At 45.0% G+C, this 18,258-nt stretch carries 19 protein-coding genes; 1 reads left to right on the top strand and 18 read right to left on the bottom strand.

Features of this window, described 5'->3' with window-relative positions; translation table 11 throughout:
• The 6 genes from KNP04_RS10710 to KNP04_RS10685 all read right to left on the bottom strand — a co-directional run bounded on the left by KNP04_RS10710 (position 1) and on the right by KNP04_RS10685 (position 5,041).
• Positions 1-1,407 carry an AMP-binding protein gene (locus KNP04_RS10710; protein WP_214875881.1) on the bottom strand — a complete coding sequence of 469 codons (1,407 nt, stop codon included), beginning with the start codon at positions 1,405-1,407 and terminating at the stop codon, positions 1-3.
• A complete protein-coding gene (locus tag KNP04_RS10705; protein WP_214875879.1) occupies positions 1,404-1,649 on the bottom strand; it encodes an acyl carrier protein in 246 nt (81 codons plus the stop codon). The genes KNP04_RS10710 and KNP04_RS10705 overlap by 4 nt, the downstream gene beginning before the upstream one ends.
• 172 nt (positions 1,650-1,821) lie before the next feature.
• Complete coding sequence (locus KNP04_RS10700) at positions 1,822-2,376, bottom strand: GNAT family N-acetyltransferase (protein WP_214875877.1); 555 nt, start codon at positions 2,374-2,376, stop codon at positions 1,822-1,824.
• A 372-nt stretch (positions 2,377-2,748) separates the two neighbouring features.
• A complete protein-coding gene (locus tag KNP04_RS15380; protein ID WP_251129919.1) occupies positions 2,749-2,952 on the bottom strand; it encodes a hypothetical protein in 204 nt (67 codons plus the stop codon).
• 164 nt (positions 2,953-3,116) lie between these two features.
• Complete coding sequence (locus tag KNP04_RS10690) at positions 3,117-3,599, bottom strand: TIR domain-containing protein (protein WP_214875875.1); 483 nt, start codon at positions 3,597-3,599, stop codon at positions 3,117-3,119.
• The gene (locus KNP04_RS10685) at positions 3,599-5,041 is read right to left on the bottom strand and encodes an SIR2 family protein (RefSeq protein WP_214875873.1); all 1,443 of its coding nucleotides are present in this window, start codon (positions 5,039-5,041) and stop codon (positions 3,599-3,601) included. The genes KNP04_RS10690 and KNP04_RS10685 overlap by 1 nt, the downstream gene beginning before the upstream one ends.
• A gap of 371 nt (positions 5,042-5,412) precedes the next feature.
• On the opposite strand from KNP04_RS10685, the gene KNP04_RS10680 reads away from it, so the two are divergent.
• Complete coding sequence (locus KNP04_RS10680; RefSeq protein ID WP_214875871.1) at positions 5,413-5,667, top strand: hypothetical protein; 255 nt, start codon at positions 5,413-5,415, stop codon at positions 5,665-5,667.
• A 567-nt stretch (positions 5,668-6,234) separates the two neighbouring features.
• On the opposite strand, the gene KNP04_RS10675 is transcribed toward KNP04_RS10680, so the two are convergent.
• The 12 genes from KNP04_RS10675 to dnaB all read right to left on the bottom strand — a co-directional run bounded on the left by KNP04_RS10675 (position 6,235) and on the right by dnaB (position 18,251).
• Complete coding sequence (locus KNP04_RS10675) at positions 6,235-6,444, bottom strand: hypothetical protein (protein ID WP_214875869.1); 210 nt, start codon at positions 6,442-6,444, stop codon at positions 6,235-6,237.
• Entirely contained in the window at positions 6,423-7,499 is a 1,077-nt protein-coding gene (locus tag KNP04_RS10670; RefSeq protein WP_214875867.1) for a hypothetical protein, read from the bottom strand. The genes KNP04_RS10675 and KNP04_RS10670 overlap by 22 nt, the downstream gene beginning before the upstream one ends.
• Positions 7,500-7,702: 203 nt before the next feature.
• On the bottom strand, positions 7,703-8,182 hold the full coding sequence (gene rlmH / locus KNP04_RS10665) for a 23S rRNA (pseudouridine(1915)-N(3))-methyltransferase RlmH (protein WP_074034007.1): 480 nt from the start codon (positions 8,180-8,182) through the stop codon (positions 7,703-7,705).
• Positions 8,183-8,265: 83 nt separating this feature from the next.
• Complete coding sequence (locus tag KNP04_RS10660) at positions 8,266-8,427, bottom strand: CxxH/CxxC protein (RefSeq protein WP_214696548.1); 162 nt, start codon at positions 8,425-8,427, stop codon at positions 8,266-8,268.
• Positions 8,428-8,464: 37 nt separating this feature from the next.
• The gene (locus KNP04_RS10655) at positions 8,465-9,724 is read right to left on the bottom strand and encodes a S1C family serine protease (RefSeq protein WP_214875858.1); all 1,260 of its coding nucleotides are present in this window, start codon (positions 9,722-9,724) and stop codon (positions 8,465-8,467) included.
• Positions 9,725-9,775: 51 nt separating this feature from the next.
• Positions 9,776-10,567, bottom strand: coding sequence for an MBL fold metallo-hydrolase (locus tag KNP04_RS10650; protein ID WP_074034013.1), 792 nt, complete (start codon positions 10,565-10,567; stop codon positions 9,776-9,778).
• Between the two features lie 13 nt (positions 10,568-10,580).
• A complete protein-coding gene (locus tag KNP04_RS10645) occupies positions 10,581-11,405 on the bottom strand; it encodes a two-component system regulatory protein YycI (RefSeq protein WP_214785439.1) in 825 nt (274 codons plus the stop codon).
• On the bottom strand, positions 11,392-12,774 hold the full coding sequence (yycH, locus tag KNP04_RS10640) for a two-component system activity regulator YycH (protein ID WP_214875856.1): 1,383 nt from the start codon (positions 12,772-12,774) through the stop codon (positions 11,392-11,394). Before yycH ends, KNP04_RS10645 begins: the two co-directional genes overlap by 14 nt.
• Positions 12,774-14,615 carry a cell wall metabolism sensor histidine kinase WalK gene (walK, locus tag KNP04_RS10635; RefSeq protein WP_074034022.1) on the bottom strand — a complete coding sequence of 614 codons (1,842 nt, stop codon included), beginning with the start codon at positions 14,613-14,615 and terminating at the stop codon, positions 12,774-12,776. Before walK ends, yycH begins: the two co-directional genes overlap by 1 nt.
• A gap of 3 nt (positions 14,616-14,618) precedes the next feature.
• Positions 14,619-15,329 (bottom strand): response regulator YycF, encoded by a 711-nt coding sequence (gene yycF / locus KNP04_RS10630; RefSeq protein WP_214696534.1) that lies wholly within the window; start codon positions 15,327-15,329, stop codon positions 14,619-14,621.
• A 121-nt stretch (positions 15,330-15,450) separates the two neighbouring features.
• Positions 15,451-16,740: an adenylosuccinate synthase gene (locus KNP04_RS10625; RefSeq protein WP_074034026.1), complete on the bottom strand. Its 1,290-nt coding sequence runs from the start codon at positions 16,738-16,740 to the stop codon at positions 15,451-15,453.
• A 158-nt stretch (positions 16,741-16,898) separates the two neighbouring features.
• Positions 16,899-18,251 (bottom strand): replicative DNA helicase, encoded by a 1,353-nt coding sequence (gene dnaB / locus KNP04_RS10620; protein ID WP_015880235.1) that lies wholly within the window; start codon positions 18,249-18,251, stop codon positions 16,899-16,901.
• Positions 18,252-18,258: the final 7 nt, after the last annotated feature.

The raw sequence follows: 18,258 nt of genomic DNA, 5'->3' as shown, positions 1-18,258 counted from the left end.
TCAGGTGGTCACAAGTTCTCGCTTCGGCAATGCGGCATAACGAATCTTTCCAAACGAATTACGTGGAATCTCGTCAATCTGCATCACCCGAACACCTTTCACCTTGATTTGTTCTTTGATGATTTTTTGAATGCGTGCGACGTCATCTTGCAACGTATACACATATAGTTGGTCGTCTTCCCCGGCACAGACACAGTCATGTCCGTGCTCTCGAAGGAGGGCCTCGACTTCGTCCAGGCTGATTCGACTTCCATATAGTTTAATCATGCGCTTCATGCGGCCGACGATGAAGAAATACCCATCCTCGTCACGATACGCCATGTCACCTGTACGCAAGACACCGTGATTGTCGTCACCTTTTGAAAGGTCCGCTAACGAGGTCGCATACCCAAACGACACGTTGTCGCCTTGATATACTAACTCGCCTGTCACGTTCGCATCTTTGATATCGTTTCCGACTTCATCTCGTAACGAAAGCGTTCCACCAGGGATGGCGATGCCGATACTCCCTGCTTTTACCGCATGCATCCGATTCGGTAAATACGACATCCGGGCCGTTGCCTCTGTTTGACCATACATGATAAAAAATTGAATCCCTTTTTCTTCACATACCGTCGCAAAGTGATGCGCGAGCGTTGGGTCCAACTTCCCACCTGCTTGCGTCAACTTCTTTAAACTTGGCAGATCATACGTCTCAAACTTCAAACGCTTTAACATTTCGTAATGAAACGGTACCCCACCAAACGTTGTCGCCTGCTCGGCACGACACAACTCCCAAAACTCTTTTTGAACGATCGAGCGGTCTGTTAGGATGATGGTCGCTCCTTTCAACAGATGACTGTTGATAATCGAGAGCCCATACGAATAGTTCATCGGTAGCGTCGTGATCGGTTTATCTGTTTGATCGATGTCGAGATAGTCGATGATCGATGTGGCGTTCGCTGATAGGTTGTTATACGTGAGACGGACAAATTTCGGACTTCCGGTACTCCCTGAAGTCGTCAACAGAAGGGCCAACTCTTTATGAAGTTCATGGTGAACTGTTGCTCCTGTTTCAAACAAGGCGTAACCACCGTAACCATAGTAAGCATCCAACGCGTTCGCCAAATCGTCTCTCGATTCCGGTGCCCATACGTGTGTCGGTTCATAGCGTTCCATCAACTTCTGTAATTGCTCGGCTGGAATATCCGCGTCTAACAAGACGGGTACGACATGTCCTCGAATAAAACCGACATAGCCGAAGAGCGACTCGACCCGGTTGGCACATAGACAGAAGACAAGCGACCGTTCTTCGACTTCCTGACAAATCGAGTCGCCGACCTCCAACATCTCGCCGTATGTGTAAGAACGGTCCGCATAGACCGCCTCACGATTCGTGTACTGCTCGAGTGTTTGAAAAAGCGTCATGACTGGATGTCCACACCGAGGCGCTGCAGTAATGCGATGCCAGACTGATATGAATGAAACTCTGTCATTTCTTCCGAGTCGATATAGACGTCAAACGCATCTTCGATTTCTGCGATGAGGGTCATGTGTCCAATCGAATCCCATTCCGTTGATTCTCCGAGCTTCATGTCCTCGAGAACCACATCGTCCTCTAATTCCAATCCGTTTTTAAATGCCATGTTATATGCTTCAAGCGTGCTCATTGTATTCATCCTTTCACGTTCACTCCAACGGTTCGATTTCATCTATTATTATCGACTGATAATGATAATCATTTGCCTTGTGATTCTATCACAATTTTTTGAAATCGGTCAATTCTTCATAGGAGAAAAAGCTTGGAGTTGAGCGATTTTACACATGAAAAAGACCACATCGTTACGATGCGGTCTCAGGAGACGATAAAACATATTCGAGTTGCAAATCGAGTGGTTCTTCTTTATAGATTTCTGGCACGATTTCTTCGGCTACTATGCATCCCATCGCTTCATAGAAATGATATGTATCGACGGACGGGTTCGCTCCGATGTATAGCTTTTTCGCGCCTCGTTCGATTGCTGCCTGACAGACACGTTCAAATAACACCTTCCCGATTCCCTGACCGCGACAAGGACGACTCACATGCATGAAGCCCAGATTTAAATACTGGCCTTCCGTTCCGAGCAGGTGTCCATCCAGTCCGGCAAAGCCAAGTAAAGTTTCACTTTTTTGGATTGCCACAACAACGCCGCCACGGTCGATGTAGTAGTTGAGAATCTCAATGATCTGTTGTTTTTTCGCGTCATCCCATTCATCGATGTAATGCTCGTCTTTTTGATAAAGCTCACCATTTGAATCCACGGCATAAATGCGATGCGTTTCCTGAAAACGTTCAAAGGTTGTTAGAAAATCGGGAGCGATTCGTTCTGTTAGGAGTTTGATGGTGTAGATCATGTTTGGCTGCAGCTCCATTTCCTTGATTGAAAATATTACAGTTCGATGCAAAATCCATCGATTTGATGAATCCTATTGTCCAATCTAATTTTTACTTAGATTCATCTCATCTATGAATGCATTGAGGCTCTTCCAAGATAACAAGGTGTAAGGTGGTTCCGTATCACTCGTTATAGGAAAACCTTCAGCAATGAGACTAGCCCGTTTGACGAATGGATCCCTTTTGCCAGACTGATACACGGCAATTTTTCGAGGCATGTCCTCATCGTCATCATATCTTCTTTAGCTTTAAATCATCGTTCCAATTTTCTAGCTCGATTCTCCTGTCAATAATCTCTACAGCATTTTGTTTTACGTGATCGTGTAATCGTCCTAGCTTCCATGCTTCCATTGAATAAGTGCAAAGGAAAGCCAAAAAAGTGTCATTTCTTCAGCATCTAATTCATCTACGCACTCTTGAATGATTCGTTCACTCGCTTGTTCATTCGAATAGCCATCCCCTAGTAAATCTTTGTAGCTAAATCGAATACCTTCGGCAAGATCATTCGATAAAATCGTCACTCCCCAAACACGCATATGATTCAACTCCTAAAAAAGTCATTTAGAACAAGTGTAAAACAATGTTCTAGATGACTTTTCAACAAATATTTATTTATGATACGACTTTCCGTGGTAAATCTGATTGCGTTTTTCTAACATAAAGTGATTTCATTAAAAAATACCATTGAGTAAATAGTATTTTATTTACCTGCTAAAGCAGAAGCCTCTTCTATCCACCTAGAAAAATTATGATAACCATCATTTAAATCCCAGAAATATGTCTTGAAATAACTCGAAGCTTTCTTTATCTTCCCATCAACAGTTATATAAACGTTATCTAAAGGGTTTTGTCCTCTTTCATCCTTCTCACCATCCTTATTTTTTAGACGGTGAATGTAAATTCCAAGCAATCCATTTCCCTTTTCTACGCTCTTTTCAATTTCGTATTTTATCCATTTTCTATCTGCTGTTTCGTTACCGATTAGAACTACGGTAACTGATGTTCCTTTCATCTGCCCTTCAATCCAATCTTTAATTGCCTTGTCACCTTTTCTCTTTATCTCTTCCCATTCTGCCTTATCAACATAACCCTTAATTAATTGAGTTATATTTGAATTTCTAACTTGCGCTGCTCTCCAAGCATCTCTTTCATAATGAAAACTAAAAAATACCTTTTTAGCCATCACACTCTCCTCCTAATATTATCTATTATTTTACCAACCTCTGATATTATTTTTTGTTGTTCTTTCTCATTTTCTAAAACAGCTATAGAGTTCTCCAAATACCAAAACTGTTCTATATCATCCCTTATTTCTTTGAAAATAATCTCAGCCGCATATCCGGTGGAACCAATAGGGATGATAAATTTGCCTTTTTCCCTTGCTATGTGATATTCCTCTAGCATTCCATCAGCTTCAACCACTTTTCCATCAACAAGTTTATTTCCAAAAACAAATATCATTACGCCTGATTCACTTATCATATCTTTACGGTATTCAGTCCAAAGTTCTCTTAATGTCTTTCCACCCGATTCAGCCTGAGGGAAAGGTCTTAGCGTTAGATAATCATTTATTTTTTTTCCCTTATTTGCAAATATTTCTTCTAAAGCACCGTTGATAACAAAACTCCCTACCCCTAATCCAAACCCAGATATTATATGATGATTATTAATCACTAATGTTTTAGAAAGATTATGTAATAAGTCTTTGGCTTCCTCTTCTGAAAAATCACCATATTCTTCAGCGCTTCCAGATATGAATACTTTATTGACTTTAAACTTTTTTTCAATGTTCTTAAGAATACTAGTAATGTCTGAGTACTCTTCAATTAAAACTGAATTAATACCAAATCGCTTGAGGTCTTTGACTTTTAAATCCAACTTTACCTTATCGTAGTTGTACTCTTCTTCATTAAATTTCCCAGTGTTATTGTAACGTTCATCTGACTTATTTATATTCCTAAAGAAACAGTAATGATTTTTTGGACTTGCGCCCAGCAAATCAATTCGAATTTTACTTAGAATTTGCTCTAAATTAGGATCTTCAAAACTAAAACCAATAAAAACAAATGTTTTTGATATTAGTTCACCTTTAAGCTGAGTAGTAAATAGCGCTCTATCAGTCCCATATTTTTCATAATCATCTCTCGTTATGACTGCGTCATCCGGAAATTCTTTATCACCATGCATTTTGTAAACTACAACATCTCTATTAGGTTTAAAATTCTTCATTTGACTTTGCTTAATTTTCACATCTACTATCTTGCCAGTTTCGTTCAATGTATCTTCGATTATAGAATCATAGTTTGTTGACCAATATGTATCAATTGGTAAATTAGACAATATATTCATATTCTCATTTTTTTCAGCCGTTTGCTGGAATTCGTCTATAATCGCTTCGTTGATTGTCTGTCTCCCATTTGCATTTAAATGATATTGTGCGACAGAAACTAAATCCAGTTCTTTATTAATATCCAAATTTAATTCCATTGCTATATCTTTTAACAGACCTCGCCAATCTACAAAACCTGAACCTCTTGAAAGCCCAGCACCAGCAAAAATTGCTAAATTATTATTTCGAAGTTCTTTCAAAATTGCTTTTTCAAAACTTGCAATAGAGGTACTCACAATTACACCTTCCTTCACAATAATTCTAATGTGTAAATTGTAACATACAATTACAAAAAAATACATTTTATATAGTGATTTTACTGTACTGGAGAAAGCATTTTTGGATTTTCATTTGATTAAGGTTTCATATTCATCAAGTTTTAAAAATGTAACTGTATGTTATCTTCCTAAATATTTTGAGAGGATGAACCTATTCATTCAAACTGGGAAAGCATCCATGAGTAAACTCATCTTCCACGAATATCAGATTAGGCAGCTTGAGTTAAATCCGAACATGGAGTCAGTCGATCCAGTATACAGGCTCGGGTCGCTCTTAAAAATCAAGAAGGAAAGGGTCCTTCCCAAATCTCGAGGAGACCGGTTTCAACATGATGGTGATTGGGCGTATGGAGGTGAAGTCTACCTTGGAATGCTGGCGCAAGACCTATCAAATCTATAACACGGAGGAACTGTTGACCGGTCGTCACGGGAAACCGAAAGTGGGCGGGCGACATTCGCTCGAGCAACGACTCGCCCAGGCGACGCAGGAGCACAAAACGTTGCGGAATCATCTGAACCGTCAGTTCAAGCAAAATGAGCCGGAAAAGTTTTTCGTGACAGACATCGCCTATCTCCCGACTTAAAAGGGTCAGAACGTTTATCTCTCTTGTGTGAAGGACGTGGCGACACATGAGATTGTGGCGCATTATCTGTCGACGAGCCTTCACATGGGCCTCCTCTTTCAGACAACGAGGAAGCTCGAAGAGCACCTTTAGCCTCCCGAGGCGATAATTCATTCGGACCAAAGGGTTCCACTATACCCATCCGGTCTATCAATACCGGATTCGCGGACTGAGATTGGTCCATTTCATGTCACATCGTGGGAACTGTCTCAACAACACACCAATCGAGTCCTACCTTGGACACCTGAAAAATCATATCGACCATCAATCGGTACTGGACCTCAGCGTAGTTCGTTCGATGGTCGACTACTACAACAGCGAACGCAAGCCATGGAATCTAAAAAAAGATGACCCCGGAGCAATACCGGGGTCATCTAATCGCCGCATAGAGTTCGAGGCACTTTTTATTAAACTTTTCGTAAAACAAGGCTCAGTTCAATTTGGGATAAACTCTAAAATCTCATTTTCTTATGATATGGTTCACCATAATAGATCTAAATGAGATTTTTCTAAAGAATAAAGAGTAAACTATTGGTCTACTCTAGCCTCTTCTTTAGTTGTATCTGTTTCATAAACTGATACTTCATGGAATTTTATATTTAGTTCGTTAAGCTTTGATAACTTGTGATTAAATTCCTCAAGTTTCCTTTGCTGTTCTATATTAATCTCGCTTTGTGTTTTAAAAGAAAGCTTTCCACTTTTAGTTTTAAGCTTATCTAATGCAATATCTCTCCACATTCTCTTTGCCCCTTTCTTTGCTCTAGATTTAAACAAAGGGAATGAATTAAACGATAAACTTCTCTTGTCTCCATTATACTGTCACTAAGAAGGAAAAACAAAGCCTTTGAGTTATCTTCATCAGCATGAAAATTAAATACCCATGTATTATTATTATTCATCTTCATACTGAATGATACAATAAATCGATTTTTATATGGTGTATCAAATTCAGGCTCATACCTATCTTCTCTTGGGCGTAAAGCTCTTAATACAGCAAATTCTCCATCACTAATATCTTGTGGAACTATAATCTGCTCGGGTGAGTGCCCGGTAGTACCAATATCTGCAATTTTATCAAGGTGATTTCTATTACTATCATCCATTTCGTAAATAGTAAAACCAGCAAAGAACTTTAAAGAATAAATCTCAAAGCGATTATTTACAAATTGATAGAACACAGTAACTATTTCTTTAATAAGTTCCACAACCAAAGAACTTTGCTCTTGTAAATCTTTGAATTCTTGTTGAAGAGCCAAGTAATTATCATTTGCTTGCTTAACATATTCTTCATGTTGTTTTTTTTGGGAATTAATTTGCTCTTCTTTTATTAATAACTCTTGCCTACTAGGATTATGAGTAACAACCTCATCATATAGTCCAAAAAAAGAGAAATCGTAAGGTAAATACTTCACAAAGAGCTCATACTCCTGCTTTTTTGCAATTCTATAAGCACCTATATGGAAGTTTTCTGTATCTTTCAAATTAATCATTCTGAGAAAATGAAGTGTATAAGTGAACAACAAAGCTAACAAAAATGTTATTAAACCACTTATCACTTTTGTTAAAAAAGTAACTTCGGTGGATACAATTCCTAAACTAATTAGCAGCCAAATAATTAATGGAAATAGAGATTTTATAATCCCCCAAAAAGTTGACTTGGTAAAAGGAGCTATTAATAATGTTTTACCCCAAGGAGCTAACTTTTCATCATTATAACTTTTTTGTAGTGTTCTGAAAAAATCATCAAAATCGCCACTAAGGTTTAATAAACTTTGTTTGAAGTTTGTACTCATATATTTTCCCCACAATACTAGTTCTAATCGTTAGTTATTTCCTTGTAATAGTTCCTACCTTAATGTTTGTTGTATTAGAAAGTTTATCAAAATCTTTTATATTTTTAGACTCACTGTTTAAGAGTCTCAGTGTTCTTTATAAAAATGTCCTATAAAAAACAATTTAAAACATGGTAAAGACACTTTTTATGAATAAACCTCATTTATTTATGGTACGGTTCATTCCGATTGATCCGATACGCTCGATAAATCTGTTCACACAATACGAGCTTCATGAGTTGATGCGGGAACGTCATCTTCGAGAACGAAATCGTATCATCCGCTCGCTTCATCACATCGTCCGACAGACCGAGCGACCCTCCGATGACGAAGGCGATTTTACTCTTTCCATACGTCGCGAGTTGATCGAGTTCACGAGCGAACTCTTCACTCGTCCGCTGCTTCCCTTGAATCGCCAACGCGATGACGTGCGTGTCTGGGGATATCTTCGCTAAAATCCGCTCGCCTTCTTTTTGTTTTACTAATAACATATCTGCTTCACTTAAATGCTCGGGTGCTTTTTCGTCTGAGACCTCGATTTCCTGCACTTTTGCGTAGGCGGAGAGCCGCTTTGTATACTCGGCAATTCCTTGTTTTAAATATTTTTCTTTTAGTTTGCCTACCGTGATAATTGAAATATTCATCCAATTCTTCCTTTTTCCACAGTTTTTTTGGAGTTATCCATAGGGTTATCCACAGAGTTATCCACAAATCCACATGTTGATAATTAGTTTTTGCTTGACACAACATATGTTGCGTCGGCTTCACAGAACTCACATGTCACTTGTTCACTTGTGGATAATTCCTCTAACAACGGGTACTCCCCTGTTTCATCCACAATGATGTCTAAAGCGATTTCAACATGTTCCTTGCATACTTTTTTTTCCACAGTTTTTCCTCCTTAAAAAAGAAGCGTCGCCGCTTCTTTATGTTGCTTCAGTTAACGTCGCCTCGGTTTCACTTGCTTCACCACGACGTAAATACTCAATCGTAATCGTATCACCGACCGTTGCGTCTCGATAGAGTGCATCGCGTAAATCGACGTATCGTTTAATCTCGCGATCTCCGATTTGCGTGATGATATCGCCGACGCGAAGTCCTGCGTCTTCAGCCGGACTACCTGGTGTCACTTCTTCGACGAAGACACCGTCTTCTTGATCGAATGAGATGCCGTACTCTTCCCGAACGTTACCGGGTACCGCAATGACTTCTTGAATCGTGACCCCGAGCTGTGCCCGTGTCACTTTCCCATCGCGTTCTAACATGTCAATGACCGGTAGCGCCACGTTCACTGGAATCGAGAAACCGACCCCTTCTACGCTCGCTTCGGCGATTTTCATCGAATTGATCCCGACGAGCTCCCCACGAATATTGATGAGGGCACCGCCCGAGTTCCCTGGGTTGATGGCCGCATCGGTCTGGATGACTTCTGCGTTGTAATCCATCAAGCCGTCGCTATTCGTATCGACCGGCACCGTCCGCTCGACACCACTGACGATACCACGGGTGACCGAGTTTGAGAAGACACCGAGCGGATTTCCGATGGCCATGACGGTCTCACCGGCTTGTAGCACGGTCGAATCACCAAGCACGATCGGTTTCGCATCGATATTATCTGGCAGCTCAACTTCTGCGACCGCCAAATCATTGAGCGGGTCTTCACCGAGAATCTTTGCCGACGCGATCTGACCGTCGGAAAAGGCGATGTTGATTTCGTCCGCCTCTTCGATGACGTGGAAATTTGTGACGATGTATGCCGTATTCCCTTCCACTTTATAAATGACGCCAGAACCAGCGCCCGCTTCCCATTGCGAGTCCGAAGTGAAGGCCCGCTGAATGTTCGTAATACTGACAACGGACGTCTTCGCTCCAAGGACAGCGGTCGTGACGTCGGATTCGGTGACGGTCACGGCTTGCTCGGTCCGCGTCAGTTCGTTCGTCACAAAACGAGAGGTCGGCGAATCCCAGAGCATCACTGTGACAAAAAACAAAGCCGCTCCTAAGAATCCGCCAACCCCTCCGAGTAACAACGGTTTTATATTCGGTCTCGGCTTGTGGCGTACGTGCTCCTCTTGCTTCGGACGCCATTCGCTCCGAGACGGATACGTCGGTTTTTCTTCTGTTGCTTCGTGTACTTCAGGTTCGACGTCTTGAGGTTCATACTCATGGTGTCTCTCTTCGTTCACGACGCGTCCCCCCTTCAAGACAGTGTGATAACTGTCTTTTCCCAAGTTTCCTTATAAAGAAACGAGCGAAGTGGGGATTGTCGGGTCCGTATCGCACAATTTGATTCGACCTAAGTCGACGTCTCGCATGCCGAGTGTTTGCGAGACGCTCATTTGTGCGAGCTCTTTCATGTTGTTGTCTTTGCTTAAGTGCGCCAAGTAGATCCGTTTCGTCCGGTCACCGATGACCTCACTCATCGCAATCGCCGCATCCTCATTCGAGACGTGACCATAGTCCCCAAGGATACGTCGTTTGACGCTCCACGGGTAACGTCCCATCTGCAGCATCGAGACGTCATGGTTTGACTCGAAGATAAAGTCGTCAGCCCCTCGAATGACCCCTTTCATCCGGTCTGAGACGTAGCCGGTATCCGTGATATGGGCCAAACGTTTCCCATCGTGGGCAAACTGATAAAACATCGGGTCCGCCGCATCGTGACTGACATTGAACGTTTCAATCTCAATATCACCGAACTGCTTTATGTCCCCGACCTCGATGTGAAACTTCAAAGCCGGGTCAATCTTTCCGATGAGTGATTCCATCGCCGCCCACGTCTTCGCATTCGCATAAATCGGTAAGTTATACTTTCGTGCTAATATCCCTACTCCTTTAATATGGTCGGAGTGCTCATGGGTGACGAGCAGTGCATCGATCCCATCAAACGACCGACCGATCGCTTCGATGCGTTGTTGCATCGCTTTCCCGGTCAATCCGGCATCGACGAGCAGCTTTGTCCGTTCCGTCTCGATATAGAGGGCGTTCCCGGTCGACCCGCTCGCTAACACACTATACTGTAAACTCACACCATCACTCCTTTCATTCTTTCGTTTCAAACTCGACGCGCTCTACCGTTCCGTCGATGGCATTGACGAAATATACATGATCGTCAATCGCGACCGACCAGAGCGGTGGCATGATAATCAAACCGCCAGAGCTGTCGAGGGGTAAGCTATAAAAACCGGTGTTGATGGCCCGCATCTCCTGGTTCGGTTGGAAATACTTCCGTGACGCAAGTTGAGAGATGGCTTCGCTGGCCGTTAACACGAGATCGTCTTGCGGTTTTGATGAAATATCTTTCAAGTGACGTTGCTTATAATCCGTCACTTCAAACGCCTCATTCAATTGAATCAAGATGAGGGACGGTCCGATATACATCTCCGAATCTCCCTCAACTTCAGGTGCCGAGAAAATCTTATTATCTTCAAACGTTTGGACGAAAGCGATTTGTCTCGTCTTTTCATCATATCGCCAGTAGGCATATTCTTCTCCGAACGGGACATATTCCGCAACAAACGTTGAAGCCGTTGTTCTCAATTCTTTTGCATCGAGCGGTACCGGCTGTTTCAGCTCGACTTCGAGTTGCATATTGTCGAGCGTCGTTGCCAGTTGTGCCTCTCGATTTTTCGTAATCATCGCGGCCGACATCTCTTCAGACGAACCTGTCAAATAGCCGATATCCCGACCCATTCGTGGCAGTTTTGCCGGGTCGACGTTTCGTTGGTCCAAAATTTGTGCAATCGACGTGTTATCGTTCGTCACGACTTCGGTCGCCCATGTCTCAGTCACCAATTGGAACAACAGATAGATGTTCAAGGCGAGGAAGGCGAAGATTAAAATGGTTTTCGCTTTACTCCAATCCACGATACATCATCCTTTCTGTCCAATCTTCTGACTGGTTGTACGGGACCCAACGTCCCGCTTCACGTACGAACCAATTCGGTGAGAACGTCACATATCGGCTCGTATCCTCGTTATACTCAATTTCATAACCGATTCGAATCTCGGTCACGTTCTCAAACCGTCCAGAGTTGATGAGTGTCCCGAGTACTTCTTCTGCGTCAGCCAGCTGTGTCGTGCCGACTGTGATCAAGCGGTCAATCTCTAAGTGATGTCGTGTGATGGACCGGACTTGCGCCCCGTCGTTTTCCACACGCATTGTGGATAAGTCGATGGCGTCATTGTTGATAAACGCCTCGCGTTGGCTAAAGACCGGGAATCCTTTCACATGAAAACGGAATACGGTCGTTTCAAAGCCTTTGTTCGCCGGTGTGATGGCATCGAAACGAAGCGAGAGTCCTTGATTCTCCGAAGACTCGTCGACCCATCCACCATGGAAATTCACGAATTCGACAATCGAATCCAATCCGAGTGCCGTTTCCCGCTCAGTGCTGTTTCGAGACAAGTTCCGATAGCGACTCGCGTTCAGCTTCGCGTCATATTCCGCCACACTGACACCGTTCGTCAATGCACCGACCGAACTCGCCGGGTCGACTTCTTGGACGTTCGGGTCGCCTGGGAAGAATGTGTCCCGCATCCAGTCGAGGCGCGCATCGATTTGAATCGACGATACGTCATATGCGAACAACTCATTCATCTCCGGTCCGACGACCGGGATATAGTTCACACGTTCATCCGTATACGTCACTCGTTTCATCGTTCGACTCGAGTTTTTTAGGAATAGACTGTTCACGTCGCCGTTTCCGACCTTCGTCAACTTCCCTTCCCAAATCGATTGGTCACTCATGATCGTTCGGATGGTAAACGCATTGTCTTCCATGTAGATGAGCACACGTTGCGGAATCTTTCCAGACAGACTGTACGTGCCCGGCAGCATATAGCTGAGCGTATCCGCATAATAGGCTTCCGGTAAAATCAATTCGAGTCCTTCGTTGATATCCGTGTAAAAGCTCGGGATATTTTTTGCGGCGAGGGGTTTGAATTCACTCGCTTCAAACGTATCCCGAATGACCCGCATCAACTGCTTCGGGGTGTTCTTCGAAGCGAAGACGGCGTTGTTATCATGAACGACCGCTTGAACCGGGATGACGACTTGATTCGCCCGGCGTTGTAGTGACTCGTCCACCGTCGTCAATTGCGTCTCCGATTGGACTGCCTGATAGGTGGGATGATAATCCCACAAAATGATGGTTTGAACAATCGACGTGACGATTAACGTGAGCAAAAGCAACGATTTCCACAGTTCTGGCTTTGCAATCGTAAACCGTTTCATCAATCATTCACCTCCACAATCGTATCGAACGGAATCGTGAAGTAAATCGTCGTGCCGCGGCCAAATTCACTCTCTGCCCAGATGTCGCCACCGTGAGCGGATACGACTTCTTTGGCAATCGATAGACCGAGTCCGGTCCCACCGATATTACGCGCCCGCGCCTTATCGACACGATAGAAGCGTTCGAAAATTTTCTTCAAGTTCGACTTCGGAATCCCGACCCCTTCATCCTTGATGCCGATGACGAGGCGTTTCGCCCGAAGCATCGTTCGGAACGTGATCGTACCGCCTTCTGGTGAGAACTTGATGGCGTTCGTGATGATGTTATCGATCACTTGTGTCATCTTATCCTGGTCGGCATGCACGTACACACGACGTTTCATCAGCTTCCGACGGAATTGAATCGCGTCCCCTTTCGTCATCTCATGACGATCAATGATGTCGTTAAAGAACTGCACAAAGTCAAACTTCACTTTCTGCATCTTATATTCTTTACTGTCCATCTTCGAGAGTTGCAACAAGTCATTGACGAGGCGAATCATTCGCTCTGTCTCGTTTTGCGTCGTCTCTAAGAAGCGCGGCGCCAACTCATCATCCTGATAAGCCCCTTCCGCAAGGACCTCCAAATAACTACGCATCGTCGTGAGCGGCGTGCGCAACTCGTGACTAACGTTTGCGACGAATTCACGGCGATCTTGTTCGACTTGCTCTTGTTCAGTGACGTCATGCAAGACGACGATAAGACCTGTGATTGGTCCACTATGTTTTTGAATCGGTGAAAAATAAGCTCGAACAAGGAACAGTTCCTCATCTGTACTGAGGTCAATCAGTTTCGCCGGCATCGTCCCATCCTCAGGGATGACGATTTCCTCTTCGAACGCGAGAAGACTCTGCAAGTTCATGCCCATCGCCTCTTCTTCATCGACCCCGATCATGTCACGTGCCTGGTCGTTCATTAAGATGACCCGTAACGAACGATCGGTTGCAACCACACCGTCAGACATGTTCTCGAGGACACTCGTCAATCGACGGCGCTCTGCTTCTGTCGTCGCATTCGCTTCCATCAACTCGTCCGTCAATTCATTAAACGCGTAGGCGAGTTGACCGACCTCATCATCCGAATACACTTTAACTTTCCGCGAGAAGTTCCCTTTTCGCATCTCGACGGCTTGCCGACGCATATCGGCAATCGGTCGTGTGATCGTTCGAGATAACAAGATACCGAGGAAGGATGTGATGATCAAGGCAATGACCGTCCCGGTTGCGAGGATTCGGATGACTTGTTCCATCTGGTTATAGATAGACTGCATCGATGCCTCGATATAGATCATGCCGATTGTGGTCCCGTCTACTTCTGACTTGACGGGAACGGCGACGACGCGCATCCGGTCATTCGAATCTTCATAGACGAGCGTCTCTTGGGCGCCGCCTGTCGCGAATGACTTCTGGATAAACGTACTTGCCGTCCGTTGTCCGACGAGACTTTGATTGTTCTGGTTCGAGGTCGCCCGTACGACACTGTTCGTATCAATGATTTGGACTTCTCGAATGTCGTCAGCTAGCGTCGTGCTCTCGGTAAAGTCAGACAGCAGCTGATCCAGTAACTGGTTCAACTGCTGGTCCGTGGTCGAGTCACTCTCGTTCGCGGCGATCCCCTCACTGACGTTATAGCTCAGTAGGTTCGCCCGGTCGACGAGTGACTGCGAGAAGTTGTTGATGTATTGCCGTTCCAAAGAACGCACAAAGTACACGCCGATGACTTGCATCGCAACGAGAATGAGCAGCGCATAGATGACGACGAGCTTCCACTGGATTGATTTAAAGAAGTTCGTCCGTTTCATCGTTTAATCTTCTTCTCCTGCCTTCAAATAATACCCGACCCCGCGACGCGTAATGATATACGTCGGTGTCGATGGGTTGTCCTCCACTTTTTCACGAAGACGACGCACGGTAACATCCACAGTACGAACGTCCCCGAAGTAATCATAGCCCCAAACCGTTTGAAGTAAATGCTCACGCGTCATCACTTGTCCGATGTTTTGCGCGAGGTAATGAATCAATTCGAACTCGCGATGCGTCAGCTCGATCTTCTCTTCCCGCTTCGTCACCATGTACGAATCCGGGTGAATCGTCAAGTCGCCGATCACGATATCGTTCGCGTTCGCCCCTTTTGCTTCAGGCGCAGGCGCCGTCGCATGACGTCGCATGTTCGCTTTGACGCGAGCCAATAACTCACGAGAGCTAAACGGTTTCGTGACGTAATCGTCTGCACCGAGCTCTAGTCCGAGCACTTTATCAATCTCTGAGTCTTTTGCCGTCAACATGATGATTGGCATGTCATACTTCTTCCGTACCTCGCGGCATACTTCCATGCCGTCTTTGAGTGGAAGCATGATGTCGAGTAAGATGAGATCCGGTTGAATCTCTTCTACTTTCACGAGCGCTTCTTCGCCGTCATATGCGACATGCACTTGGTAACCTTCTTTTTCAAGTTTAAACTTCAATATATCTGCGATTGGTTGTTCGTCATCTACCACTAAAATCGTACGATCCATTCAGTGAGTCCTCCTCTTATCATTAAACGTACATGCCTACATTGTAACTCTTTTTATACAGCTTAGAAAGCGTGGTCCATTTCCGTGGAAATGAAAAAGAGAGCCGCAAAGGCTCCCTTTCTTATGCTTCATAAATGTCACGCAAGATGACCGTCTGCTCACGGGCCGGTCCGACCGAGAAGGTCAATAACTCAATACCCGTCAATTCTTCGATGCGACGCACGTAACGTTTCGCGTTTTCTGGAAGGTCGTCGAAGTTACGGACGCCCGTAATGTCTTCTGTCCAACCAGGAAGTTCTTCGTATACTGGTACACACTTCTCAAGGACGCGGAAGTTCGGCGGATATTCGTCAAGATGCTTTCCTTCGTACTCATACGATGTACAAATCTTGAGCGTCTCAAGACCTGTCAATACATCGATTGAGTTGAGGCAAAGATCTGTGATCCCGCTGACACGACGTGAGTGACGGACGACGACCGAGTCGAACCAGCCGACACGACGTGGACGACCTGTTGTCGTTCCGTATTCTTTCCCGACTTCACGGATTGTATGACCGATCTCGTCATCGAGTTGTGTTGGGAATGGACCGTCACCGACGCGTGACGTATATGCTTTACAAACACCGACAACGTGATGGATTTTTGATGGACCGATTCCGGCACCACTTGATACGCCACCTGACGCTGCGTTCGACGATGTGACGAACGGGTACGTTCCGTGGTCGATATCGAGAAGGACACCTTGTGCTCCTTCAAAGAGAACCTTCTTCTCTTCGTCGAGTGAATCGTTCAAGACGACAGATGTATCGCATACGTATTTCGCAAACTGTTGGCCATACGCGTAGTACTCTTCGAAGATGTCATCAAATTCAACTGGATCGACCTCGTACATTTTCACGAACATGCGGTTTTTCAACTCGAGAACGGTCTTTAATTTTTCTGCGAACACTTCTTTGTCGAGAAGATCTGCGATACGAATCCCGATACGCGCCGCTTTGTCCATGTATGCTGGACCAATCCCTTTAAGTGTTGTCCCGACTTTCGCATCACCTTTCGCATCTTCTTCTAAACGATCCTGAAGCTGGTGATACGGTAAAATGATGTGCGCCCGGTTCGAGATACGAAGGTTATCTGTGCTCACACCGCGCTCATGTAAGTAAGCGAGTTCTGTCACGAGTGATTTCGGGTTGACGACCATTCCGTTCCCGATGACACACGTCTTATCCGAATAGAAGATACCAGACGGAATGAGGTGAAGTTTATATTTCGTATCATTGAAGACGATCGTGTGACCAGCGTTGTCTCCCCCTTGATAACGCGCGACGACTTCGGCTTGTTTCGATAAGAAATCGGTAATTTTCCCTTTCCCTTCATCGCCCCACTGCGTTCCCACTACGACTACTGATGACATAATGAATCCTCCTTATTGATCAACGTTCTGTTCAAACCATCCGTAAGTGTACACTTGAAAAGCGAGAAAGTCAATCCAATACCGAACGTTTTATATAACATATAACTATTCGTTCGTTATTTTACAAATCACCTATATAAAAAAAGACACCACCGACGTTACATCGGTGGTGCGAAGGCTTGTGTCTCCATATTGACGAACTTGTTGTACTCTTTCCGGAAGGAGAGCTTGACCGTACCGGTCGGACCGTTACGTTGTTTCGCAATGATGATTTCAATCGTATTGGCGTCTTCACTCTCTTTATCGTAATAGTCATCACGATAGAGGAAGGCAACAATATCGGCATCCTGCTCAATTGCTCCCGATTCACGGATATCCGACATCATCGGTCGCTTGTCTTGACGACTCTCTACCCCACGAGAGAGCTGTGACAAGGCGATAACAGGTACTTGAAGTTCACGCGCAATCGCTTTGAGCGTACGTGAAATTTCCGATACTTCCTGTTGTCGGTTCTCGCCCGGTTTGCCGTTCCCGACGATGAGCTGCAAGTAGTCAATCATAATCATCCCAAGACCGTGCTCTTGCTTCAAGCGACGACACTTCGCCCGAATCTCGTTGACACGAAGACCCGGCGTATCGTCGATGTAGATGCCTGCTTGTGAGAGTGAAGACATCGCAAGTGATAAGCGACCCCAATCTTCCGCTTCAAGGCGTCCGGTCCGGAGGCGCTGGGCATCGATATTTCCTTCCGCACACAACATACGCATGACGAGCTGTTCCGCCCCCATCTCTAAACTGAAGATGGCGACGTTCTCGCCCGTACGGACGGCAACGTTTTGCGAGATATTCAAGGCGAACGCGGTCTTCCCGACAGATGGACGAGCGGCCACGATAATCAAATCGTTTCGTTGGAAACCGGCCGTCATCTTATCTAAATCCGTGAACCCTGTGGCAATCCCGGTAATCTCACCGCTCGACTGATGCAGTTTTTCAATCGTCGAATAGGCATCCGATAGAACGGAACCAATCGGGTGGAAACTGGACTGCCCTTTCCGTTGCGATACTTTTAGAATGTTCCGCTCCGCGTCCGAGAGGACAGAATCGACCTCGTCCTGACGCTCATAACCATCTGAAACGATGTTCGTTGCCGTTCGAATCAGACGACGAAGTGCCGCTTTTTGATCGACGACATTCAAGTAATAGCCGATGTTCCCGATAGCCGGGACGGATTCAGCAACCTCCGCTAAATAGTTGAGACCGCCGATTTCGTCTAAAATACCTTGCGCCTGGAGCTCTGAACTGAGCGTGACCAAGTCGACAAGTTCGCCCCGGTCATTGATTTTTAACATCGCTTCAAAGATACGCTGGTGGCTGACGCGATAAAAGTCGTCCGGGTCGACCCGCTCTGAGGCCGTGATCAACCGGTCCGAATCGAGGATGATCGCCCCTAAGACGGCTTGCTCCGCTTCCACGCTATGTGGTGGTGTATTGACTTGAATCGCATCACTCATCCGTCTC

Source organism: Exiguobacterium sp. CH10 (genome assembly GCF_018617635.1).
Lineage (GTDB): Bacteria > Bacillota > Bacilli > Exiguobacteriales > Exiguobacteriaceae > Exiguobacterium > Exiguobacterium aestuarii_A.
Note: the sequence above shows the minus strand (reverse complement) of the source record. Positions and strands in the feature narration are given on the sequence as shown.